The sequence below is a fragment of the Acidobacteriota bacterium genome, from assembly GCA_016716905.1.
GTDB lineage: Bacteria > Acidobacteriota > Vicinamibacteria > Vicinamibacterales > SCN-69-37 > SYFT01.
The window spans coordinates 961,145-982,063 of the sequence record JADJUS010000004.1 but is presented as its reverse complement, the minus strand read 5'-3'; the positions used below and the strand labels follow the sequence as shown (position 1 = coordinate 982,063).

Annotated in this window: 25 protein-coding genes; 15 read left to right on the top strand and 10 right to left on the bottom strand. The window is 62.9% G+C overall.

Features of this window, described 5'->3' with window-relative positions; all coding sequences use genetic code 11:
* Position 1: 1 nt before the first annotated feature.
* Genes IPL75_08305 through IPL75_08275 form a run of 7 tightly spaced genes read left to right on the top strand, consistent with a single transcriptional unit; the run spans position 2 to position 7,333 of the window.
* Positions 2–1,213, top strand: a complete 1,212-nt coding sequence (locus IPL75_08305) for a c-type cytochrome (GenBank protein MBK9240262.1) — start codon at positions 2–4, stop codon at positions 1,211–1,213.
* The gene (nosZ, locus tag IPL75_08300; GenBank protein ID MBK9240261.1) at positions 1,210–3,084 is read left to right on the top strand and encodes a Sec-dependent nitrous-oxide reductase; all 1,875 of its coding nucleotides are present in this window, start codon (positions 1,210–1,212) and stop codon (positions 3,082–3,084) included. Before IPL75_08305 ends, nosZ begins: the two co-directional genes overlap by 4 nt.
* A gap of 57 nt (positions 3,085–3,141) precedes the next feature.
* Positions 3,142–3,774, top strand: coding sequence for a hypothetical protein (locus IPL75_08295; protein MBK9240260.1), 633 nt, complete (start codon positions 3,142–3,144; stop codon positions 3,772–3,774).
* Positions 3,771–5,135 (top strand): nitrous oxide reductase family maturation protein NosD, encoded by a 1,365-nt coding sequence (gene nosD / locus IPL75_08290; protein MBK9240259.1) that lies wholly within the window; start codon positions 3,771–3,773, stop codon positions 5,133–5,135. Before IPL75_08295 ends, nosD begins: the two co-directional genes overlap by 4 nt.
* The gene (locus IPL75_08285) at positions 5,132–6,034 is read left to right on the top strand and encodes an ABC transporter ATP-binding protein (protein ID MBK9240258.1); all 903 of its coding nucleotides are present in this window, start codon (positions 5,132–5,134) and stop codon (positions 6,032–6,034) included. The genes nosD and IPL75_08285 overlap by 4 nt, the downstream gene beginning before the upstream one ends.
* A complete protein-coding gene (locus IPL75_08280) occupies positions 6,027–6,506 on the top strand; it encodes a hypothetical protein (GenBank protein ID MBK9240257.1) in 480 nt (159 codons plus the stop codon). The genes IPL75_08285 and IPL75_08280 overlap by 8 nt, the downstream gene beginning before the upstream one ends.
* Positions 6,506–7,333 (top strand): ABC transporter permease subunit, encoded by an 828-nt coding sequence (locus IPL75_08275; protein MBK9240256.1) that lies wholly within the window; start codon positions 6,506–6,508, stop codon positions 7,331–7,333. Before IPL75_08280 ends, IPL75_08275 begins: the two co-directional genes overlap by 1 nt.
* 1 nt (position 7,334) lies before the next feature.
* Here the strand turns inward: IPL75_08275 and IPL75_08270 are convergent, their stop codons facing one another.
* The 4 genes from IPL75_08270 to IPL75_08255 all read right to left on the bottom strand — a co-directional run bounded on the left by IPL75_08270 (position 7,335) and on the right by IPL75_08255 (position 9,374).
* A complete protein-coding gene (locus IPL75_08270) occupies positions 7,335–8,030 on the bottom strand; it encodes a Crp/Fnr family transcriptional regulator (GenBank protein ID MBK9240255.1) in 696 nt (231 codons plus the stop codon).
* A gap of 12 nt (positions 8,031–8,042) precedes the next feature.
* On the bottom strand, positions 8,043–8,393 hold the full coding sequence (locus tag IPL75_08265; protein ID MBK9240254.1) for a hemerythrin domain-containing protein: 351 nt from the start codon (positions 8,391–8,393) through the stop codon (positions 8,043–8,045).
* Positions 8,394–8,407: 14 nt separating this feature from the next.
* Positions 8,408–9,079, bottom strand: a complete 672-nt coding sequence (locus tag IPL75_08260) for a hypothetical protein (protein ID MBK9240253.1) — start codon at positions 9,077–9,079, stop codon at positions 8,408–8,410.
* Between the two features lie 88 nt (positions 9,080–9,167).
* Positions 9,168–9,374 carry a hypothetical protein gene (locus IPL75_08255; GenBank protein ID MBK9240252.1) on the bottom strand — a complete coding sequence of 69 codons (207 nt, stop codon included), beginning with the start codon at positions 9,372–9,374 and terminating at the stop codon, positions 9,168–9,170.
* 622 nt (positions 9,375–9,996) lie between these two features.
* Between IPL75_08255 and IPL75_08250 the strand changes: the two genes are divergently transcribed.
* From IPL75_08250 to IPL75_08230, 5 genes are all read left to right on the top strand, one after another.
* Complete coding sequence (locus tag IPL75_08250; GenBank protein MBK9240251.1) at positions 9,997–10,764, top strand: DUF3800 domain-containing protein; 768 nt, start codon at positions 9,997–9,999, stop codon at positions 10,762–10,764.
* A 285-nt stretch (positions 10,765–11,049) separates the two neighbouring features.
* Positions 11,050–11,898, top strand: coding sequence for a hypothetical protein (locus IPL75_08245; protein ID MBK9240250.1), 849 nt, complete (start codon positions 11,050–11,052; stop codon positions 11,896–11,898).
* Positions 11,899–12,424: 526 nt separating this feature from the next.
* Entirely contained in the window at positions 12,425–12,622 is a 198-nt protein-coding gene (locus tag IPL75_08240; protein ID MBK9240249.1) for a hypothetical protein, read from the top strand.
* On the top strand, positions 12,555–12,764 hold the full coding sequence (locus IPL75_08235; protein MBK9240248.1) for a DUF2513 domain-containing protein: 210 nt from the start codon (positions 12,555–12,557) through the stop codon (positions 12,762–12,764). Before IPL75_08240 ends, IPL75_08235 begins: the two co-directional genes overlap by 68 nt.
* A 97-nt stretch (positions 12,765–12,861) precedes the next feature.
* The gene (locus IPL75_08230; protein MBK9240247.1) at positions 12,862–13,143 is read left to right on the top strand and encodes a DUF2513 domain-containing protein; all 282 of its coding nucleotides are present in this window, start codon (positions 12,862–12,864) and stop codon (positions 13,141–13,143) included.
* Positions 13,144–13,503: 360 nt separating this feature from the next.
* On the opposite strand, the gene IPL75_08225 is transcribed toward IPL75_08230, so the two are convergent.
* The 3 genes from IPL75_08225 to IPL75_08215 are packed head-to-tail and all read right to left on the bottom strand — an operon-like array spanning position 13,504 to position 16,095.
* Positions 13,504–15,459, bottom strand: coding sequence for a hypothetical protein (locus IPL75_08225; protein MBK9240246.1), 1,956 nt, complete (start codon positions 15,457–15,459; stop codon positions 13,504–13,506).
* Positions 15,456–15,707, bottom strand: a complete 252-nt coding sequence (locus IPL75_08220; GenBank protein ID MBK9240245.1) for a hypothetical protein — start codon at positions 15,705–15,707, stop codon at positions 15,456–15,458. The genes IPL75_08225 and IPL75_08220 overlap by 4 nt, the downstream gene beginning before the upstream one ends.
* A 1-nt stretch (position 15,708) precedes the next feature.
* Positions 15,709–16,095 carry a BlaI/MecI/CopY family transcriptional regulator gene (locus IPL75_08215; protein MBK9240244.1) on the bottom strand — a complete coding sequence of 129 codons (387 nt, stop codon included), beginning with the start codon at positions 16,093–16,095 and terminating at the stop codon, positions 15,709–15,711.
* A gap of 266 nt (positions 16,096–16,361) precedes the next feature.
* Here IPL75_08215 and IPL75_08210 point away from each other — a divergent pair, with 266 nt between their 5' ends.
* From IPL75_08210 to IPL75_08200, 3 genes are all read left to right on the top strand, one after another.
* Entirely contained in the window at positions 16,362–16,592 is a 231-nt protein-coding gene (locus IPL75_08210; GenBank protein ID MBK9240243.1) for a zinc ribbon domain-containing protein, read from the top strand.
* A 133-nt stretch (positions 16,593–16,725) separates the two neighbouring features.
* Positions 16,726–16,935 (top strand): type II toxin-antitoxin system VapB family antitoxin, encoded by a 210-nt coding sequence (locus tag IPL75_08205; GenBank protein MBK9240242.1) that lies wholly within the window; start codon positions 16,726–16,728, stop codon positions 16,933–16,935.
* Between the two features lie 3 nt (positions 16,936–16,938).
* Complete coding sequence (locus IPL75_08200; protein MBK9240241.1) at positions 16,939–17,343, top strand: PIN domain-containing protein; 405 nt, start codon at positions 16,939–16,941, stop codon at positions 17,341–17,343.
* A 25-nt stretch (positions 17,344–17,368) separates the two neighbouring features.
* Here the strand turns inward: IPL75_08200 and IPL75_08195 are convergent, their stop codons facing one another.
* The 3 genes from IPL75_08195 to IPL75_08185 form a co-directional block, all read right to left on the bottom strand.
* Positions 17,369–18,928, bottom strand: coding sequence for a PQQ-binding-like beta-propeller repeat protein (locus tag IPL75_08195; protein MBK9240240.1), 1,560 nt, complete (start codon positions 18,926–18,928; stop codon positions 17,369–17,371).
* A gap of 175 nt (positions 18,929–19,103) precedes the next feature.
* Positions 19,104–19,754 carry a response regulator transcription factor gene (locus tag IPL75_08190; protein ID MBK9240239.1) on the bottom strand — a complete coding sequence of 217 codons (651 nt, stop codon included), beginning with the start codon at positions 19,752–19,754 and terminating at the stop codon, positions 19,104–19,106.
* The gene (locus IPL75_08185; GenBank protein ID MBK9240238.1) at positions 19,751–20,881 is read right to left on the bottom strand and encodes a sensor histidine kinase; all 1,131 of its coding nucleotides are present in this window, start codon (positions 20,879–20,881) and stop codon (positions 19,751–19,753) included. Before IPL75_08185 ends, IPL75_08190 begins: the two co-directional genes overlap by 4 nt.
* Positions 20,882–20,919: the final 38 nt, after the last annotated feature.

The following is a 20,919-nucleotide window of genomic DNA, read 5'->3' as shown; positions in this document are numbered from 1 at the left end:
CATGGAACAACGCACGAATTCTCCGTTTCCCCGCATCGATCGCCTCACGCTGGCCATCATCGGTGTGTTGCTCGTTCTTTCCTGCGCGCTCTTCTTTGCGAGCGACCGGGACCACGACTGGCGCTATTACCAGTCGGCCTTCAAGGACCAGGTCGCGCAGAAGTTCGGCGAGGAGCGGGCCGCCGCAGTGACGACCGGGCTGCAGCAAATCTGGGTGGCCGACCTGGGCCGCGCTGATCGTTGCATCACCTGCCATCAGGCGGTGTCGTGGAAGGGGTTCGAGACGGCCGAGGAACCGTTCCGTACCCATCCACTCGAACCCCTGAAAGGGCATCCGATCGAGAAGTTCGGATGCACGGCGTGTCACGGCGGGCAGGGGTGGGCCGTGGACGTGCTCGAAGCCCATGGCGAGATTGCGCACTGGGAGGAGCCGTTGCTCAGCCGCGCACTCGGAGAGGACTACTCGCTCTCGGGCAACAAGGGCGCGCTCATCCAGATGAATTGCAACAGTTGTCACCGGTATGACCGCGAGACGAAGGGCGCTGATGCCATCAACATGGCCAAGCGGCTTGTGGATGAAAAAGGGTGCCGCGCCTGTCACGTGATCAACAACCGTGGGGGCCGTATCGGTCCGGACCTGACGCGCGTCGGCGAGAAGGCGCCTGAGCAGTACGACTACTCGCGCCTGTCCGGTCAGAAGACCGCGTTCGCGTGGCATGTGGCGCACTTCAAGGATCCCAAAGCCGTGTCCACCGACTCGACCATGCCGACCTTCGGCTTCAACACCGCGCAAGCACAGGCGCTTGCGATGTTGGTGCTGTCGTGGAAGCCGTCGCACATTCCGGCGGCGTATCTGGCGGGCGCGCCGCGTTCCGACGTCCCGACGCCCGAGCAGGCGGCAGAAGAGGAACGGATGCGCACAGGGCCCGGCGCGTGGTTTGTCGAAACCGGCTGCGCGACCTGCCATTCGATTCAGGTCTACGGCGTGAGGGCACCGGCCCAGATTGGTCCCGACCTGTCGAACGCGGTTGAGGACGTGCAGTCGCGGTTCGGCCGCACCATCGACGACTTCCTGCGTGAACCCACCGGCACGATGTCGGTCGTGTTGTCGCGCCAGATCATTCTCACCCCGGAACAGAAAGCCATCGCGGTTCAGAAATTGCGTGAAGCGTTTGCCCTCTATCAGAAGCAACAGGCGGAGAAGGAGCGATGAGTATGTGGAAGCTACGAGTCAGGCAGGCAGGCAGAGGGTTAGCGCTGGGCGTTATCACTTTGCTGTTGATCGGATACACGGCGTGTTCCCCCAGTGAACCGCCCACCAGCCGTCGCGGCGGCGCCGGCACGTCCGACGCGGCGATTGCCGCGGAGAAGACGTACGTCGCTCCCGGCGATCTCGATGAGTACTACTTCTTTGCCTCTGGAGGCCATTCCGGCAACGTGTATGTCTATGGCGTGCCCTCGATGCGCCACCTGTCGACCATTCCCGTCTTCACGCCGTACCCGGCGACCGGGTACGGGTTCGACGATGAGTCGAAGGCGATGCTGGGGGGGCTCACCTGGGGCGATGCGCACCACCCTGCGTTGTCGGAGACCAATGGCGACTACGACGGCCGCTGGCTGTTCATCAACGAGATGAACGGCCGTGTCGCGCGGATCGACCTGCGCGACTTCAAGACCAAGCAGATCTACGGACCGATCCCGAACGTGTCTGGTAACCACGGGTCGTCGTTCATCACACCCAACAGCGAGTACGTGATGTATGCCTCGAGGTTTTCGGTGCCCATTCCGAAGGGGACGTACGCGCCCATCGACAAATACGCCAGCGACTACAAGGGTGTGATTGGTGCGTTGGCCGTGGACCCGAAGACCGGCAACATGGACATGGGCTTCCAGATCATGATGCCGCCCTTTGACTATGACATCGGTGACGCCGGCAAGCTGGCCTCCGACGGCTGGATGTTCCTGACGGCCTACAACGCGGAACGGGCGACCGGCAATCTCGAGGTCGTTGCGAGTCAGCGCGACCGGGACTACATCGCCGCGGTGGACTGGCGCGCGGCGGCCAAGGCCGCGGCGGCCGGCCAGGGCGACATGATCGGCGGCGTCCGCGTGCTGGATCCCAAGAAGGTTCCCGGCTTAGTGTATCTGCTGCCCTGCGGCAAGTCACCCCACGGCGTCGACGTCTCACCCGACGGCAAGTACATCATCGGCTCGGGCAAGCTCCAGGGCGTGACCACGGCCTTCAACTTCGAGAAGGTGCAGACGGCGATTCGCAACAAGGACTTCGAGGGTGAGGAAGACGGCATTCCGGTCCTCAAGTACGAATCGATCATGGACGCCGAAGTCGAGGTCGGTCTCGGCCCGCTCCACACACAGTTTGGTCCCGACGGCATGGCGTATACGTCATTGTTCGTGGACAGCGCGATCGCCTCATGGCGCATCGGCGAATGGAAAGTCATCGACAAGGTGCCCGTGTCCTACGCGGTGGGCCACCTCTCAGCGGCGGAAGGCGACACGGTGAGCCCGGACGGCGGGTATCTCGTGTCCCTGAACAAGTTGTCCCACGGACGACACCTCAATGTCGGGCCGTCACAGCCCGAATCGTCGCAGCTCATCGATATCGGCGAGGAAAAAATGAAGCTGCTGTATGACGCCTTCACCGAGCCGGAGCCGCACTACGCGCAGATGATCAAGGCCGACAAGGTCAAGCCCATCGAGGTGTATCCGAAGGAAGAGAACAAACACCCGCTGGCGATCTGGGACGTCAAGGACACCGGCGTCACCCGCCAGGGCAACCGTGTGACCATCAAGATGGTGGCCGTCCGGTCGACGTTCACGCCGATGAACTTCGAAGTGCAGGAGGGCGACATCGTCACCGTGGCGCTCACGAACATCGAGCAGACCACGGACGAACTCCACGGTTTCGGGCTGCTCGACTACAACATCAATATCGTGGTCGATCCCGGCGAAACCAAGACCGTGACCTTCACGGCGAAGAAGGGCGTGTTCCCGTATTACTGCACGAACTTCTGTTCGGCCCTGCATCAGGAGATGCAGAGCTACCTGATCGTGAAACCTCGCTAATAGATGAGCTCGGAGGCGATTCTGTGAAAAATCGCCTCCGAGCTCGTTGGGTAAACCATGACCCGTCTTGAACGCACCGCCCGTCGTCTCCATCAACCCGTCGGCGCGGCGCCGCGCGCCTGCTTCCTCCTTGCCGCCGTATGCGTCGTCGTCGCTCTGATGTTTCCGCTCTGGAATTTGACGATGTTTGCGCCGCAGTATCCGGATGCGCTGCGACTCGACATCCACGCCAACGCCCTCGTGGGGGGCAACAACGGGCAGGACTTGAAGGAGATTAACCTCCTCAACCACTACATCGGCATGCGTGATCTGGCCGTCGAGGACTTCACCGAGTTCAAGTGGATGCCCTTCGCGATCGGGGGGTTGGCGCTGCTGTTCCTCCGCGCGGTGGTGTTTGGCACGGTGAAGGAATTGGTGGACGGCGCAGTGATGTTCTTCTACTTCGGTGGCTTCTCGATCTGGTCGTTCGGCTACAAGCTCTACCGGTACGGTCACGATCTTGCGCCGACGGCCGCGGTCAAAGTACCGGGCTTCACGCCTCCGATGTTCGGGCACAAGACGATCGCGAACTTCGACGTGTATTCGTATCCGCAGGCCGGAACCTACCTGATGGCTGCAGCCGGCCTGCTGGTGCTCATGGCCCTGGTCCTCGCCTGGCGCAGCCGGCCTGAGCCTGAGTCGGTGACATGACGCCCCTGCTCCTCGTGGTGGCATTGGCGATCCAGCAGCCGGCCGTTCCGGACATGACGGTGGCGGTCGGCACGCTGGAGGGACAGCCGTCGCCGGCCGACCGGTCGCCATTGCAGGACCGAATCGACGCGGCGCGGGCCGGTGACCGCATCGATGTTGAGGCCGGCACCTACGCGGGAGATCTGTTCATCCACACTTCCGTCCACCTCGTCGGCCATGGTCGGCCGCGTCTGGTCGGTTCGGGGAACGGCAGCGTGATCCGGGTCCGGGCGGATCACGTGACGATCGAGGGATTTGCCATCGACGGCCGGCTGGGCGGTAACCTGGCGCGGGACACCTCGGGCATTCATGTCGCCGCCAAACATGTCGTGATCCGCGACTGCACGATCGTCCGGTCCCTGTTCGGCATCTACCTGCGCGAGGCCGACGATGCGCGGGTGGACGGGTGCGAGATTACGGGCATCGAGGGCCGGTTGCCCGGGGAGCAAGGCTCGGGCGTGCACGTCTGGAACACCCAGCGCTTCACGCTGGAGAACATCCGCGTGCGGTTTTCCCGTGACGGCTTCTATATCCAGTCGTCCCACCACGGCGTGATCACGGGCAACGAGGTCCGGGATGTCCGGTACGGGTTGCACTATATGAACTCGAACGACAACCGGTTCGAGGACAACACTTTTGCCCATGGCGCGGCCGGCGCCGCGCTGATGTACTCGCGTCGGGTGTCATTCGCAAGAAACCGCTTCCTGCACAACCGCGGATTTGCGTCCGTCGGCCTGCTGCTCAAGGACTGCGAAGACGTGGTCGCTGAGGACAATCTGGTGGCAGACAACGAACGTGGATTCTTCATCGACGGTGCGGTACGGCACGTCTTTCGTCGCAATCTCGTCGCCGCTTCCGATGTCGCCGTCGTCGTCTACGCGTCGTCGCAGGGCAGCCGGTTCGAAGACAACACGTTCGTCGGTAACCTCGCCCCGTTGCGCCTGGTCGGGCGGCGCACAGACACGGTCTTCGACGGCAACTACTGGTCGGAGTTCGACGAACCGGATTTGGACGGCGACGGCGTGCGCGATCGGCCCTATCGCCTGTCGAACGTGTTTGATCATCTTCGCGGAAATCTGGTGGCCGCCGACCTGTTTGCACAGGGGATTGGGGCGCGAGTGCTGGCCAGGGCGGAGACCACGTTTCCGGTGCTGAGGCAAATCGATGTGTCAGACGCCCGTCCGCTCAGGTATGCGCCCGGCCGCGGCGCGATCCCGGCGATGCCGGAACCCGATCGGGCTACGACGTTGGCGGGACTCGCGGTCTCGGCCCTCGGCGTGATCGCCGGGCTGGCGGTGTTTCACGTCGGGAGGCGCCGGTGATCACGTACGAAGGATTCGCCAAGACCTATGGCGCTGTCACGGCGGTGCGCGAGTTCAGCGTCACGATCGCGGCCGGCGAGGTGGTCGCGCTGCTCGGGCCAAACGGGTCGGGCAAAACCACGAGCATCAAGGCCGCGGCCGGACTCATACGTCCGACCTCAGGCCGCGTCCTGCTCGGGGACCCTGGGCGATCGTCGCTCGAGGCCGAGGCGCGGCGGGTCTGTTCCTTCCTGCCGCAGCGCGTGAACTTTCCCGAGTCACTGACGGGCCGCGAAGTGGCCGAGTTCTACTGCAAGCTTCGGGGCCGCGGTGCCGATCGTCTGCAGGACGTGCTGGCGCTCACTGGCCTGAACGGGTCAAGCAACCGCGCGGTCGGCACGTACTCCGGTGGGATGACGCAGCGGCTCGGCCTCGCGGTCGCGATGGCTGCGCAGGCACCCATCCTCTTGCTCGATGAACCGACGGCTGCGCTCGATCCAGACGGCACCAGCGCGTTTTATGCCGTCATCGAGGCGCGCCGCAGCGACGGGCAGACCGTGTTCTTCAGCTCACATCAGATGGGCGATGTCGAACGACTGGCCGATCGTTTTCTGGTCATGGTCCGTGGACGCCTGGTGGCGTCGCTGACGGCACGTGAACTGACCACCGAGCTGGCCGATCGCGGCGTGATGAAGGTGACTGTGGGCGCGATCGACGATGAGGTGCTGGCGCGAGTGCGAGCGCTCGCACCGGGCGTTGTGACCTCGGCCGACCAGGTCATCGTGCCCGGCACCGCTGATGTCCGGCTGGCGGTGCTTGACGCGTTGCGGAACTGCGGCGTGACCATTCGTGGGTGGTCCGCCGAAGAGGGGCGGCTCGATGCGTTCTATCGGGAACTGGTGGGGGAACATCATGAGTAGTGCAGGATGCTTGCGTGCGCGGTGCTCGGTGCTGGTGCTGGGTGCTTTCGTGCTGGGTGCTGGGTGCGCTCGCAGTGAGGTGAAGCCGGAGCCGCTCGCGGTGGGGCAGGCGTCCTGCGCGTTCTGCCGGATGACCGTGTCGCAGCCGGAGTTTGCATCGCAGCTCCTGGTGCCGGGCGAGCTGCCCAAGTTCTTCGACGACCTCGGATGTCTGCATTCGTATCTCACATCCACAACTCCGGGGCCTGAGGGTGGCGTCATCTTTGTGATGGACCATCACACGCGAGCGTGGGTCCGGGCCGACGCGGCGGTCTACACCCGTCCACCCGAGGTGGCCACACCGATGGCGTCGCATCTGGTTGCGCATGCGACGACGAACTCGAAGGACGCGGACGGCGTGCTGACAGGCGCCACGCCAGTGCCAATCAACGACGTGGTGCCGGCCACCTGGCGCAGCAGGCAGGAGCGGTGATGGCCTTTACGTTGTGCGCCCAGCAGGAACTGCGCATCGCGGTCCGGTCGCGGTGGACCCAGACATTCACGGTGGTCTTTGCCGCGCTGGCGTTTACAGTGGCGACATCCGGGTATGTGTTGAGTGGCGGCAGCGGAACGCAGGACTTTTCCCGAACGGCGGCGTCGTTGGTCGAGTTGGTCCTGCTGCTGGTGCCGCTCACGGCTCTTGTGCTCGGCGTGATGGCGCTGACGCCGGAGCCGGGCGCCGCGCAGCTGCTGTATTCCCAGCCGGTTCCGCGCACGGTCGTGTTGTTCGGCCAACTTGCGGGACTGTGTCTGGCACTGTTGGCCGCGCAGATCGTTGGCTTCGGCGCCGCAGGGCTGCTGATCTTCCAGCGCGCAGGCAGTGACGGCGTGTTTGGATTCCTCGGTGTGGTGGCAGGTTCGTGTGTGCTGACCGTGGTGTTCCTCGCCGTCGCGGCCGCCATCACAGCCGGGTCGACGAGTCTGCGCCGCGCCCATCACCTCGCTGTCGCGTTGGTGTTCTGGTTCGTCGCCGTGATCCTGTTTGACGTGGCGGCGCTGGGGGCCGCGTCGTTGCTGCGATCAGGCACGGCGTCGAGGCTGCTGATGGTCACGGCGATCGTGAACCCTGTGGATGCCGTCAGGACGGGCACTCTGCTCACCGTCGAAGGCACGACCGCTTTTGGTGCCGCGTCGCTCGCCTTCCTGCGGATGACGGGCGGGACGACGGGTGCGGCCCTCACCCTGGTGGCCTCGCTCGTAGCCTGGACGGTCCTCCCACTCGGCATCGCCGCAGCTCGGCTCCGGCGCGCGGACCTGTGACTCAATAGCTTTGTTCGGCGAGGGCGCCCAGTGCCGGGCGGTCGAGAATGACGAAGCCGTCCTTGTCGGTCTGCAGAATCTGGTCCTTGCTCCAGCGGCTCATGATGCGGATGCAGGTTTCGACGGTGGTGCCGGTGAGATCGGCGAGCTCCTGGCGTGACAGCACCATGGGCACAAAAAGACCTCCCCGATCGGGCCGCCCCATCTGTTCGGCGAGTTTCAAAAACAGCCGCGCGAATCGGGACTCCACCCGCCCGCCAGTCAGTTCGGAGAGTCGGGCGGTCAGTTCCATGAGTCGAATCGACAGACTGCCAAGCAGCCCACGCACGAGTGTTGGACGTGCTTCAAGCAAGGCAAAAAACTCCGGACGAGGCAGCAACAGGCAGGTGGTCTGCTCCATCGCCGCGGCGGCAGCAGGGTACGGGCGCAACTCGTATGCAGCCACCGCGCCAAGCAGCCCCCCGGGACCAAAAATTTCGAGAATCCTGAGCTGGCCGTTTGGCGCCCGTTTGAACACCTTCGCCCGCCCCGACACCACGACGTAGAAGTAGTCGGAAGGATCCCCTTCCTCAAAAATCGGTTTGCCCCGGTCGTAGTGCGACAAAAACGAGACCGCCGCCAGTTGGGACAAATCGGCAGGCGTCACCCGCTTGAACAGCGGAATCGTCGCCATACCCTCCAAGGTTGGTCTCTCCATGGGAGTCGAACTCTACATGAAACGGCCTTCAAGGTCGAGCGTCGCAGGAAAGAGATCGTGGTCCTCTTTCCTGATGTGCTCACGGAGGTCAGCATCAAAACGTTTCAACGCGGCATACGCGTCCGCTAGCCCAGGAACCGGTGACGGGGGTGGTGTGTAGTGGCGGGTCAACTCATCCAGAATCAGCAAGTCTTCCGAAGCCGACTCATGTTCCTCCTCCATCATCCGAAGCGGGTGAACGACGGAGCCGAACGGTCCTGTCGGCATCTGCCGACCTTCCGCTGCAGCGACAACCATTTCCTTGATGTACGGAAACAAGAGGTGTTCCTCCTTGTCGAGGTGAGAAAGCAGTGGCAGGGCCAAGTGCTCAAACGTCTTCAGGCCACCGGCAGTTCCGCTCGCTCCGGACCGGCCGCCGCCGACAGGGACCGCAGCCGGCGCGTTATGTCGGGAATCGCCCGTCTCACGTGGTCATGATGGGTGGTGATGATGTGGTCCATCAGGACCAGTAACCGCTCGGAATCCGCGTGACTCATGGGACACCTCGGCGGTGAGGTTACGCCTGTGTTCGAGCAGCCCGTATGACGGCGGTCATACTTCACGACCAGCGTGCCCTTCATCCCACCACTGTAGTGAGCAGGGTAGGTGCAGAAGTACACGTAGGTACCTGGCGTAGTGGGCGCGGTGAACGTCGCTTTGGCCACTTCATTGGCGGCCGCCATGGGTGTGGCGACCAGGATCTGGTCCTTCAGCTTTGGCGGAATGAAGTCGTGGTCGCGCGCCATCCCGGCCAACATGGTGAACTGATCCACGTTGGCCCCGGGCTTGAGAATCACGAAGTTGTGCGCCATCTGCGCGGCGGGCTGCATGCTGATCGTCCGCAGGACCACGGTGATGGTTTCGCCGGGTGTGGCAGTGATGGTGGTCGGCGAGTAATGCAACGAGTCGTTCCCCGTGAGGTTGATGACGCGCGGCACCTGTGCCGACACGACGACGGCGCAGGCCGCGACGATGGTGGGCAGAGCGACGGAGAGCCCGCGGATTGTCATGACCGAAGTCTCTCTCTTGGGGGACGCCGCGTCTTTGCGCCAGCGCAATGTTTGGGCGGCCGTGCGGGCTGAACGCTGTTGCCCTCGTTTACGCCAGCAGCGTCCGCACCACATCCCGCACGCTATAGCTGGTGGCATCAGGCGGCAGGAACCGCACGGTTCCCTGCACCCGCGGCACGCGATGCGCTTGCTGCCTACGATCGGCTGCCCCCACGGTGTGCCACTTTGTGCCAATAGTTCCGTCCGACGCGCGCTCAGCCGGCTTGCCAAGATCCGGTTGCGCCCGTGGAATCACGTCAGGATCTGTTCCGATCCGCGTTGCTGACAGCTTGAGGGGCTGGCGGTAGCAACATCGTGGGGGTTCGAGTCCCCCCTTCCGCACCAACATTGGTCTGAGGGCTTCGCCCTCAGGCTCCCTACACGCGCACTCGTTCGGCGCTTCGACGCCTCTCTCCGATCACGTGGCGCGGCCGCTGACCGCGGCTGCGCTGCGCACGCGGTTCTGATCGAGACGACGCGCTCGCCGGAGTCGTTGCGGAAGACGAAAGCCGTTGATGGATGGATCTGCCCATCAAGTCCCATCGTCCGCATGGCCAACTCGGCCCGGAGCGTGGCCCGGACACTCCGAACGCGGCGGCGCGCCGAAGAACCGCACGTTTCACGGATCGGCTTGGGTCTAGCACAAAGCGAGAATGCGGGCCGCCGGTGCCTAGACCACCGGACACTACCGCCAGAACTTCGACGATTGTTGGTCAGGTGCTGGGGACTATTGCGCTGAACACAACCAGGGCACTAGCGGAATTGGCGGCTGGGGCCTCGACCGATGTGCAGGTGCGGGCTTGGCCGACACGCCGGGTAGTCCCGACAAAAGCGACCGAAACCTCGCCTGAAATACACGTATCTCACACGCAGATAAAATGGTGCGGTGTACCGGATACTTCGACGAAGCGGCGAAAGAAGCGAATCACGGACCAGCCTTTGTATTAGGTGGCTGGGTCGCAAGTGACGAGACCTGGACCAGCTTCACAACCGCGTGGAACGCCGTTCTTGCGAAATATGGAGTGGCAAGCTTTCACCATTCCGACGTGATGGCACTCGCCACACCGTACGACGTTCTATCAGCAGAATCGCGAGCTGCGATGCTTGATGACCTGATCGGTGTCATAGAAACCCACGACATCGACGGGTACTTTGTACACCTCCATCACCAGAGTTTCCGGAACATCTTCAAGAACATCACGCTAACGAAAGAACAGGGCAGGCGACTTCTGAACAAGCCTTTTTACACGTGCTTTCACGCACTCGCTCAGGCCGTGATGCAGGACCGCAACGAGCGGGGATTGCCGGGTCCAGTGAACCTCGTATTCGATGGTGAGGACCGCGAGGTCGCGGAATCCATCGAGATACTCGATCAAGAAATCCGGCCGGATCTGTCATCCGCGCAGAAAGCGATGCTGGGGACAATAGTGACGAGCACCGACGCGGTGTCGGTCGGGCTTCAGGCTGCGGACTTGCTGGTGAGTCGGCAGAACTGGGATTTCAAGGCGCAGGCAAAGGGCGACGTGATGAAAAGCTTGTGCCGTGCGAGGCGAATCGCAGAATCAGGGGTTGGTCCGGGAGAAATGCGTCCTTACACGGTCCTCAAGGAACTCGTGGACAGATTTCCACATCTCAAGAAGACCTGAACTGTTGTCACCGTCGGAGATGGGACAAGACGGGGCAATAGCCATGGGTTGGCTTTGCATTCTTCAGCGGTTTGATCGGTTTTCTGTTCGAACGCCTCACCTTCCGCTCCTTCCTACCAACTTGCCTTCGCCATGGAGAGAACGTGCAAGACGCCATCGGGGCCAGTGAGCTTCTTGAGGTAATGAATTGGCGTGAAGTGATAGCGATCCTTCTCTGGGGGTCCGGCCATGCTTGACAAGAATACGACGTCGTTTCCCTCCGGCCTTGGGCCGATATTATGAATCATGGAATTGTTCGCGGAAGAGTTCAAAGCGCGACACGGCGATAGCAGCCCTTGTTCATCAGTGGAGGAATCACTCGACCGGCTGGCAAAGGCTCGAGCGAAAGAGATGGACGGCTACCTCCTCTCTCCGGTGTCTCAGCTACCAAGCCAACTTGGGGAGATCATGCACTGTGGGGTATATCGAGCCGTTGAACTGGGTGAATCTTCAATACGCGAGATGAACAGCCGAAGCGTTGTAAGCAGTTGTCTGTTGGTCCGTGGCGTTTTCGAGACCGGCTGTTTGCTTTACGAGTCGATGCGCCGAGTGGAGGTGGCGGTCAACGCCAACGATCTGGAAGCATTTGCCGATCTCCACACGTTCATTGGACGGACTCTCTACGGTTCAAAGTCGAAGGACCTGCGTATCTTCCCCGAGATCGAATCTGTAAACGTGCTGACCATTATCAAGCAGCTTTCTTCCAAGATAAAAGACGGCGAGATGTTCATGGGTTTCTATGATCGCCTGTCGGAGTTCTGCCATCCCAACAGCCACGGGATGATGCTGCTTTACACCGAGCGACATCACGCGGCCGTTGCTCACTTCACAGAGCGCAACGAAGACAGAGAACACGGCGCAATGACATTGGCGGTTAACGCTCTCGCAACGGGTCTGGACTTGGTTGGCGAGGCCCTACGATCGTGGCTGGCGAGTACGGACATTCTTGCTGGCCTGGTCGAGGAAGCCATACACATCAAGGGCACATGGCCGGCCGACACGCCTTATCCTGTGACACAGGAAATGAGGGATCGGCTCAGGGCCGAAGACGCGTGTCGACGGGAAGCGACTGCTTCAGCGTCTGAGAAACTCTGAGATTCGATCTCTGAGCGGATCGAAGCACCAACGTTCGCTTCCAGTCAAATGCGGAGGAAGCAGTCACGTCGCGTACGACGTCATCGGCGGTCTGTTCCGCCCAAGCTCTTGGAACGGCACGGGTACAGCAGGCGTGCCCAGTGCAGCCGCTCGCAAAGAGAAATCTTCGTGATGACCTTCGCTATGCGGACATCGCTCACCGCCGACTTCACCTCCAATCGCTCAACACTCCCGAACGCGCTACTGACCGGGGTGGCCCGACACTCTCGAAACGCGGTGCGAACCCTCAAATGGTCCCCAGTTGGCCGAGAAGGTCAGGGAGCACAGACTCTGGCAGCATCATTGGATCGCGTCCAGCGACAGCCGACGACGAGTCTCATTGGTTGGCCCAATGAACGGGAGGCGCGGTGCGGACTTTCCACGCTACCTCGACTCGCGAGAGTAGTATTCCCTAGAGGTGGCGATCGCCACCGTTTTACAAAAGGACTGCTGCCCCATGAAACGCGACATGGACTTGATTCGGAACGTGCTCCTTTGGGTCGAAGACAAGACGGACGAATTCAACTTCGAAGAGGTCGCCATCGACGGTGTTGACGAGGCCACGGTCTACGGTCACGTGCAAATGCTGGTCAATGCCGGTTACGTAGAGGGGACCGATGTCACCACGATGGGCATCGGTTACCGCAAGATCCTGCCCCCAGCGGCTCACATGGAGAGGGCATGAATTCCTCGAGGCAACGCGCAACGATACAGTCTGGGCCCAGGTCAAGGCCAAAGTCGCTGAGCACGGGGGCTCGGCACCATTTGAGCTTCTCAAGCAGTTGGCCGACGGCTACCTGAAACAGAAGTTTGGGCTCGACAAGTAGGTCCGGAGGGAGCCGTGAAACGCGACATGGAACTCGTGCGGCGAATGCTGATGGCCGTCGAGGAGTCCCCCTGCCTCCGACGACGGGCGATTTCGAGATGCCGGATGAAAGTCCGGCGCTGGTGGCCTTTCACATGCAGCTTCTTTGTGGTGCTGGCTATGTCCAAGCGAGCGTGAGCTATCCGCACGGCCAAGCTTATCCGCGCTATGTGGACCCGCTGCTTACGTGGAGTGGCCACGAGTTCATTGATTCGATTCGTTCGGATACCGTGTGGAAATTCATCAGACAAAAGGTGAAGGCTGACGGCGGTTCCATACCGATCGAAATTGTGAAACAACTGGCAAATACGTACCTGAAGAAAAAGCTGGGACTTGAGTAATTCAACTAGCAAAGAGATGGCACCCTAACAGCCCTCTACGGGCAGTGACAAAGCGAGGCGATGACTGTCCTCGTTGCCAATATGTTGCCAAGACTGAGGTCGATTCGGGTGGACTCGCGGTGACGGCGGTGGAAAGCCAGGTCGGTGGAAGGTGATGCAGGACAAAGACTTGTCGCCAGAAGTCCTTCGCCATCATCAAGTTAAAGAAACGCGTTGTTAGGGTTCGACTCCCGCCGCCTCCATTTCTCCTCGCACCGCTACGTCGAAATGTCGGCGGCGGTGTCAGGCACTCGACCGACGGCGCTTCTCGCCTCGGTCTTCGGGCACGACTCCCGCCGCCTGCCTAAGAAAGCGCTGTCCCTACCGAATCGCCGACATCGCTGATGTCAGACGCGCCAGTTCGGCATCGAGCCGGCCTTCGAGTTGGCTGGCGCGCCGGTCGGCGTCGAGTTGCTGGATTTGACGTTCAATCCCGGCCACGCGGGTATCGACGTCAAGCGCGGCGATGCGTTGTCGAACGGCGGCGACCTTGCCGATCTGCGTGTCGAGGCGGTTCCGATCGACCTGGTCGATCAACGTTTCGTTCACCCCACCTGCGGAATAGATCGGCTGGAATGGATTTCTGTACGGGCGAACCCGCAGTCTCGAAATCGCGCTCTGCTCGGCGTAGATTTTCATCTGGAGCGCGCTGACGTGGGCTCGAATCGCTGAAATCTCGCCGCTCAGACGGCTTTCCTCACCGGAGGCCGAAGAAACGCGACCCTGCATCGTGCTGGCAGCGCCTTCCAACGCTGAAATCTCGCCCTGCAAAGAACTGCGCTGTCCCTGCAATGTTGAAATTTGTCCGCGCAGGTCGCTATCTTCGCCGCGCAGGCTTGAGACTTCCCACGTAATGTCGAGCACTGCGAGCATGCGGTCACGCCACGTTTGTGCCGCCGGGTTGAAATCACGCGTTGAGCCATCCACCTGCCATGACGTGCGCGAGCCCGTGAGTTCGAGGCGCTGCACGGCGCTTCCGCGATGGGCTTCCATCACGACCCGGCGCGCGCGGCCCAGCCACTGGCTGGGCCGTTCTGCGGTGTTGCGGACTCCCACGCCCTCGGCCAGCATGCACACCCTGAGATCGCCGAACGACCGCTGAATGATGCGGTCGCCATCGCGCCAGCCCACCTGGTCTGTCACCACCGTCCGGCCGCCAATGTCCGCTGAGGATCGGGTTCCAACAAAACCGCCGCTGCCCGACTCCGACGCACAAGCGGAGTCTTGGCCGCCCAGGGTGCCGGCGACGGGGGTGCTTTCAGTAACGCCGGCGAGCGCGTCTGCAACCATACCGAGGGGCAACCCTGCGACGACGCCAACGGGGAGACCTTCGACAACGCCAACGGGGACACCTCCAACAACGCCGACGGGGACACCTTCGACAATGCCGGAGGGAACGCCTCCGACAACGCCGAGAGGCGTACCTGCGACGACGCCAACGGGCCTTCCCTGACCCTGGTCGAAGGCGCTCTCCTGAACCGTGGCGAACGGTTGCGCGGCGGCCACTGAAAGCGTGAGTAGCACCACACCCACTGCCGGCCCCACAAGGAAGCGCCTGGCCGATCGACGAGCGTCAACATTCAAGATCGCCATGAGTCGTTTCTCCAGATGGGACGGGTGGACCATCGGCAGTGCGCCAAGAAAACGTGCAGCGGGCCGCACCGATAAGGATTCCGCGAGGTCGAGCAATACGCGTGCGTACGCGGAGGGACGCACGCCGAGAGCGATCACGGTTTCATCGCACGCCTGCTCGCGCGCGATGGCCGCTTCGCGCGCAGCCAGCCATGCCAGTGGGTGGAACCAATAGCAGGCCAGCGCAGCACGCGTCATCAGATGACGCAACGGGTCGTGTCCGGCCAAATGCGCAAGTTCATGGGCGAGCACCAGGTCGCGGTGTTCAGTGCTCCAGGAGACCGCGCCCATCGGCAGGAAGATGGCCGGGCGCCACGCACCACCCGCCATCGGTGTGCCCACGCGCGGGCTCAGCAGCAGCGGAACTGGATGTCGCAGGCCGAGTTGCGTCCCGATCGTGATGGCAGCGTCTTCCCACGCCGGATCACTTACCGTCTGTGCCGAGCGAATCAGCCGGCGAACGCCATACAACGCAATGAGCACCGTCGCCGCAGCGGCCACCATGCCGGCCAGCCACGCGCCGAACAGGATCGTCGACACGCTCGGCCAACCACCCGCGCGCACCGCAGGTTGCGGGGCGCTCGACGGTTCAACAGCGTTGACGACCCCGTTGAGTTGAGACGGAGCCGCTTGCCGGAGCGTCAAGCTGCGTCACCGAACTCGACACCAGAGTGGATGTGGTGGGGTGCCGGCGGCGCCAATTCCCAGCCGGCCGGCATCGGCACATAGAGGGCGGGCAGGAGAGCCGCCAGCGGCGCCAACAGCAACAGGCTGCCGAAAGCGAGGCTCCACAGTCCGTGCCGAGCCCTCGCCGGAGCGCGATGCAGCAGTCGTGCCGCCACCAGCGTCACTGTCAAGATCACGCTGACTTTCAGGAGAAGCAGGAGCCCCATCTCAGCGTCCCTCCTTCGCGGCCTTGTCAATGAGCCGCTTCATCCGCCGCCGCGCATCGTCGCTCAGGTCGCCGGGCTGAATGTCGAGCAGTGTCGCCAGGGCGCTTTCAGTGGAGCCACCGAAAAATGTCCGCAGCACATGCTGCAACTCGGATCGCTGCGCGGCCTCGCGAGCGACGGTGGGCCAGTAGTCGTACCGCGGACCATCCTGCTCGATGCGCAGGTGCCCCTTCGCCACCAGAATTCTGAGCGTCGTGCGCACCGCAGCATCAGTGGGCGCTTCATGCATGGCTTCGCGCACTTCGACGGCCGTGGCATGGCCACTGGCATAAACGATGTCGAGCGTTTCCTGCTCGCGGCGGCTGAGCTTGGGTCGTGCACGGGCCATAGGACCTCCCACTTGCGTCGTGTTCCCCGACCATAACAGACAAGATGTTGAAAAAGCAACACTCTGTTGAAAACCCAACAGTCCGAGGCTTCCGACAGAACGCGCCTGTTTACGCGGTCGCGGCTCAAGTGCCCACGGTCCGCACGATCACGGTTCTCGAGCCGGAACCTGCGAGCGTTCTTGGAGAGCACCTCGACACGATCCTCTGGAAGACCGCCCCAGGACGGCGCGCAAACGGTGACGCTACAATGTGAACAGGTCACACCATGCCCATCTTTGAATACGTCTGCCGAGACTGCCAGCATCCGTTCGAGGCCATCGTCAGCGCGTCACGTCAGGCGAAGTGCCCGGAGTGTCAGTCCGAGGCCCTGGACAAGCAACTGTCGGTGTTCGCGGTATCGCACGGAGCGCCGGTGCGGTCACGCGCGACCAGTGCGCCGTCGGCCTGTGGCTCCTGCGGCGACCCTCGCGGCCCTGGCTCCTGCAGCATGAACTGACGCCTGCGCGAGGCCCCGTCATTTTGATGTACCCACGGCATTGATTCTGCCGACAGACGATGGCAACGTCGTCGTCATGATGCACCAGTTGACGCTTACACACAATAATGCGATCCTTACACATCGAGGATCCATGCGAACCAATATCGACATTGACGACGCCTTGATGGATGACGCCATCAGAATCAGCGGCGAGCCGACCAAGCGCGCGGTGGTGGAGCGCGCGTTGCGACTGTTGATTGAGACCCACGGTCAGGCATCCGTGCGCCAGTTGCGCGGAAAGGTGCAGTGGCAGGGGGATCTGGCCAAGAGCCGGCAGGCGCGCGCCGTGGCCTCGCGGTAAGCCGTGGTCATCGTCGACAGCACGGTGTGGATCGACTACCTGAACGGCACGAGTACACCAGAAGCCGAGTGGTTTGATGCCCGCCTCTCGGTCGAGCGATTTGGCCTGCTCGATTTGATGGTGTGCGAAATCCTGCAGGGACTCTCAACCGACCTGCAGGCCGCGCGGGTACTGGGCCACCTGAAGCGATTCGAACTCTTCAGCAGTGGCGGTGTCGAACTCGCGGTCGACGCGGCGGCGGCGTACCGTGCGCTGCGCACCCGCGGTCGGACGGTGCGCTCAACCGTAGACTGCCTGATCGCCGCGTTCTGCATCCGCGGCGGGCATCAACTGCTCCACTGCGACCGTGACTTCGACCCGTTCGAGGCCCACCTGGGTTTGCAGGTGGTCCGCCCTGGTGCGGGGTGACGCCGTCGTCTCCGGCACATGCCCCCTACTTCCGGCCAATCGCGACCAGGCCCGTGGCCGTGCGCACGTACATCACGCTCTCCGACAGTGCCGGCGTGGCCATTAGCAGGTCGCCCATGGAGTTGGTCGCAATATGCGAAAACGTCTGGCCCGCGCCCACCACCAGCATCTCGCCGTCTTCGTTGGAGAGGTAGATCTTTCCATCGGCGGCCACGGGTGACGCGCTGAAGCCGTTGCCGACGTTGGGCAGACGCTGGCGGTAAATGTCCTTCCCGGTCTGCAAGTCGATGGCGTCGAACAAGCCGTTGTTGGCCAGCACGTACAACACGCCCTGGTACGCCAGGGGTGTTGGCATATAGGGGCCGCGAGCATTTTTGCTCCACGCCACGCCCGCGTTGGACGTCTCGCCGGCCGGCAACGTCAAATCACCAGCCGCGTCAGGTTTGACGACAAAGATCGGCCGCTCGGGTGCGCGACCGCTGGCAATCACCCACAAGCCGTCGGCGAAAATCGGTGTCGGCGCGGTGATTTTTGAACTCTTGCCGAGGCGCCATAGTTCCTTGCCTGTCCGCGGATCGTAGCCTCGGACAAAATTTGACGCGTTCGTCACGAGCACGGGTCCCGCCGGCGTCGTCGCGACCGTCGGTGTGCCCCACGACGGAAGTTCCTCGCGCTCGCTTTTCCATACCGTCTCGCCTGTGTCCGCCTTGAGCGCGAGCAGGAATGAATCGGCGTGGGTGTCCACCTGCAGGATGACCAGGTCGTTCCAGATGATGGGCGAACTTGCCGGCCCCCATTCCCATGACGGCAGGTCGTAGGCACCCAGATGGATCTTTCCGTAGTCCACCTTCCAGCGAAGGTTCCCGGCCATGTCGAACGCAAAGACGCCCATCGATCCAAACGACGCGGCCACGATCCGGCCGTCGGTCGCCGGGGTGCCGCTCGCGTAGGTGGACTTGATGTGGCGCTTGTCGACGGGCGGCGCCTCGATGGCGACCTTCTCCCAACGGATGGCCCCGGTCTTCTTGTCGATCGCGATCAGCTTCCACTGTTGTGGCGAGCGGTCGTCGGAGGCATCGCCATCGCCATACAGACCAGGCCGAAACGTCGCACCGCCCTTGCTGCTCACGGCCGTCGTGACGAACACGGTATTGCCCCACACGATGGGGCTTGAGTGCGCGAGCCCGGCCACCGGCGTTCGCCACAGGATGTTCTGGCCGCCCTTCACATCCCAGGTGTCGGGCAGGTTCTGGCCTTCGGCAATCCCCATCGCCTGCGCGCCCCGAAACGAGGGCCGGCTGCCTGCCGCCGAAGTGGGCTTTGGCAGTACGGGCAGCTTGGGTGCGACCGTTCGTACAATGCGGCGTTCCGGAATCGTCGCCTTCTCGCCCACCGGCAGCCACAGGCTGTCGGTCAGCATCATGCGGCGCGGCATGCACGCATCGCTGATCAGCGTGAACGCCACCTGCTTTCCGTCGATGCGGTATCGATACTTGCCAGGCTCAGCGCATCCGTTCGGCGGCGTGGTCAGGGCGAACTCCGCCTCACCGTTTGCGGCCTTCCACCCACCCGCCAACTTCCCCAACCTGGCCCACCCAAGGTAAAGGTGCCATCGGCCGCGAACGTCGCGGAGAGGAAACCGTACGCGAGCGGCGTGGAGGGAAGTGCTGGTGCCTGTGCGACCACGATCGCTGAACACAGAAGCGCGGCCGAGACGAGCCGTATGGCGTGTTTCATGGTCAGAGGTTACCTCAGCCGGCCTAGGCCAGGCCGAGGGACCGCGCCCGTAGCGCCGCCTGCGTGCGGTCGCGCACGTCGAGCTTCACCAGGATGTTCGTCACGTGGTTCTTGACCGTGCCCTCGGCAAGGCACAGCCGATCGGCGATCTCCTTGTTGGACGCGCCCGTGGATACGAGTGCCAGAATCTCACGCTCGCGCGGCGAAAGTGGCAGCACAAGGGCGGTGGCCGTCGGACCCGCCGTCATCATCCGCGTGACCGCATCAACAACAGTCCCGGTCACCGTGCTCTGAAGAAAACACTCGCCGCGCGCGGCCGCGTGAATCGCGCTGACCAGCGTGTCGAGCGACACATCCTTGAGTAAGTAGCCGGCCGCCCCGGCGCGCAGCGCCCCGAACACATTGCCCTCGTCATCAAACGTCGTGAGCACCAGGACCCGAACCTCGGGGTAGCGTTCACGCAGCTTCGCGGTGGCCTGCACGCCGTCCATCACCGGCATCTGCAGGTCCATCAGCACCACGGCGGGCTGTGTCTGCCCCACCATCACCACGGCCTGTGCGCCGTCGGCCGCTTCACCCACCACCTCGATGTCCGCGCGCGTTGACAGCAATGTCCGCAGGCCCTCGCGAAAGAGCGCCTGATCGTCCACGAGGACGACGCGAACCGACGTCATGCCTGTAACTCAACAGTCAACGTAAACCCTTTGCCGGGCGAGGTCTTCCAGAGGAGCCTCCCCCCAAGGTCTTCGGCGCGCTCCCGGAGTCCCACCAGGCCGAATCCCCCTTCCGCTTTCTCGGCCCCGATCCCATCGTCTTTCACGGTCAGCGACACGCGTCCGTCATCGTCAAACGCCAAGGTCACGTCGGCGCGCCTGGCCTGTGCATGGCGTCGCACGTTGGTGATCGCTTCAAGCGCAGCGCGATGCAGGGCTAATGCGACCGCCGGCCGCACGGCCCGTTCGGCCCCAGTCACTGATAGCGTCACAGCAAACGACTCGTCCCGCACGGCTTCCACGAGCGAACGCAACTGATCGGCCACTGACTGGACCGGCGTGTTGTCACGCAGCGCCTTGACGGACTGACGCACGGCGGCCAGGCCGTCCTTGGCCAGTGTCTGCGCGCGATTGATCGCCATGGTCGCCTTGTCGGCATCGGACGGCGCCACAGCCTTGGCGGCTTCAAGCTGAATGTGGATCACTGTCAGGTAGTGCCCCAGCGTGTCGTGGATCTCGCGCGCAAGCCGGTTGCGTTCATTCGCCGCCGCAAGATCAGCGACTTGTGACGACAGGAGCTCAATGCGCTCCCGAGCCGCGCGCTCGCGCACGGCAACGCTGACGTACACCACGACGAAGGAGACGCCCGCAGTGGCAATCGCAAGATTTCGGAACCAGTCGGGCCACGTCGGCACCCAGCTCAGGTAGCCACTCACACCAATGATCACCAGCACACACATTGCGATGGCCCACCAGCGCGGCAGCAGCCACACGGCCTGCGCGGCGATGGGCAACAGGATCACGGGCAGTGTGCCGTCGAGTGCGATGCGATTGACGTAGATACCAATCGCAAATTCGATCAACAGGTATGCGATCGAGACGGGCAGGCGGCGCACGCGGGTGGCGTAGTCGAAACCCCAGATGCCCATCACGAGATACGCGAGGCTTGCCGGGATCAACAGCCGCATGTCGGGTGGTCCCCAGCGATACGGCAGCAGCGCGATCATCGTGAAGTAACTGGTCGCCACCACCGCCAGGAACGTGCGGTAACCGGCGATCTGCGGCACGGGCGCGGAATGCGTATTCACAGTGGTCAGTATCGACACACAAATCGCCCCGCTGCAAG

Excerpts from the sequence above, each read along its gene's own strand:
- IPL75_08250 (MBK9240251.1), top strand. The coding sequence starts at position 9,997 with ATGGTGCGGTGTACCGGATACTTCGACGAAGCGGCGAAAGAAGCGAAT.
- nosD (MBK9240259.1), top strand. The coding sequence starts at position 3,771 with ATGACGCCCCTGCTCCTCGTGGTGGCATTGGCGATCCAGCAGCCGGCC.
- IPL75_08190 (MBK9240239.1), bottom strand. The coding sequence starts at position 19,754 with ATGACGTCGGTTCGCGTCGTCCTCGTGGACGATCAGGCGCTCTTTCGC.
- IPL75_08205 (MBK9240242.1), top strand. The coding sequence starts at position 16,726 with ATGCGAACCAATATCGACATTGACGACGCCTTGATGGATGACGCCATC.
- IPL75_08220 (MBK9240245.1), bottom strand. The coding sequence starts at position 15,707 with ATGGGGCTCCTGCTTCTCCTGAAAGTCAGCGTGATCTTGACAGTGACG.
- IPL75_08270 (MBK9240255.1), bottom strand. The coding sequence starts at position 8,030 with ATGGAGAGACCAACCTTGGAGGGTATGGCGACGATTCCGCTGTTCAAG.
- IPL75_08305 (MBK9240262.1), top strand. The coding sequence starts at position 2 with ATGGAACAACGCACGAATTCTCCGTTTCCCCGCATCGATCGCCTCACG.
- IPL75_08235 (MBK9240248.1), top strand. The coding sequence starts at position 12,555 with ATGTCACCACGATGGGCATCGGTTACCGCAAGATCCTGCCCCCAGCGG.
- IPL75_08215 (MBK9240244.1), bottom strand. The coding sequence starts at position 16,095 with ATGGCCCGTGCACGACCCAAGCTCAGCCGCCGCGAGCAGGAAACGCTC.
- IPL75_08260 (MBK9240253.1), bottom strand. The coding sequence starts at position 9,079 with ATGACAATCCGCGGGCTCTCCGTCGCTCTGCCCACCATCGTCGCGGCC.
- IPL75_08280 (MBK9240257.1), top strand. The coding sequence starts at position 6,027 with ATGAGTAGTGCAGGATGCTTGCGTGCGCGGTGCTCGGTGCTGGTGCTG.
- nosZ (MBK9240261.1), top strand. The coding sequence starts at position 1,210 with ATGAGTATGTGGAAGCTACGAGTCAGGCAGGCAGGCAGAGGGTTAGCG.
- IPL75_08210 (MBK9240243.1), top strand. The coding sequence starts at position 16,362 with ATGCCCATCTTTGAATACGTCTGCCGAGACTGCCAGCATCCGTTCGAG.
- IPL75_08275 (MBK9240256.1), top strand. The coding sequence starts at position 6,506 with ATGGCCTTTACGTTGTGCGCCCAGCAGGAACTGCGCATCGCGGTCCGG.
- IPL75_08245 (MBK9240250.1), top strand. The coding sequence starts at position 11,050 with ATGGAATTGTTCGCGGAAGAGTTCAAAGCGCGACACGGCGATAGCAGC.
- IPL75_08230 (MBK9240247.1), top strand. The coding sequence starts at position 12,862 with ATGCCGGATGAAAGTCCGGCGCTGGTGGCCTTTCACATGCAGCTTCTT.
- IPL75_08295 (MBK9240260.1), top strand. The coding sequence starts at position 3,142 with ATGACCCGTCTTGAACGCACCGCCCGTCGTCTCCATCAACCCGTCGGC.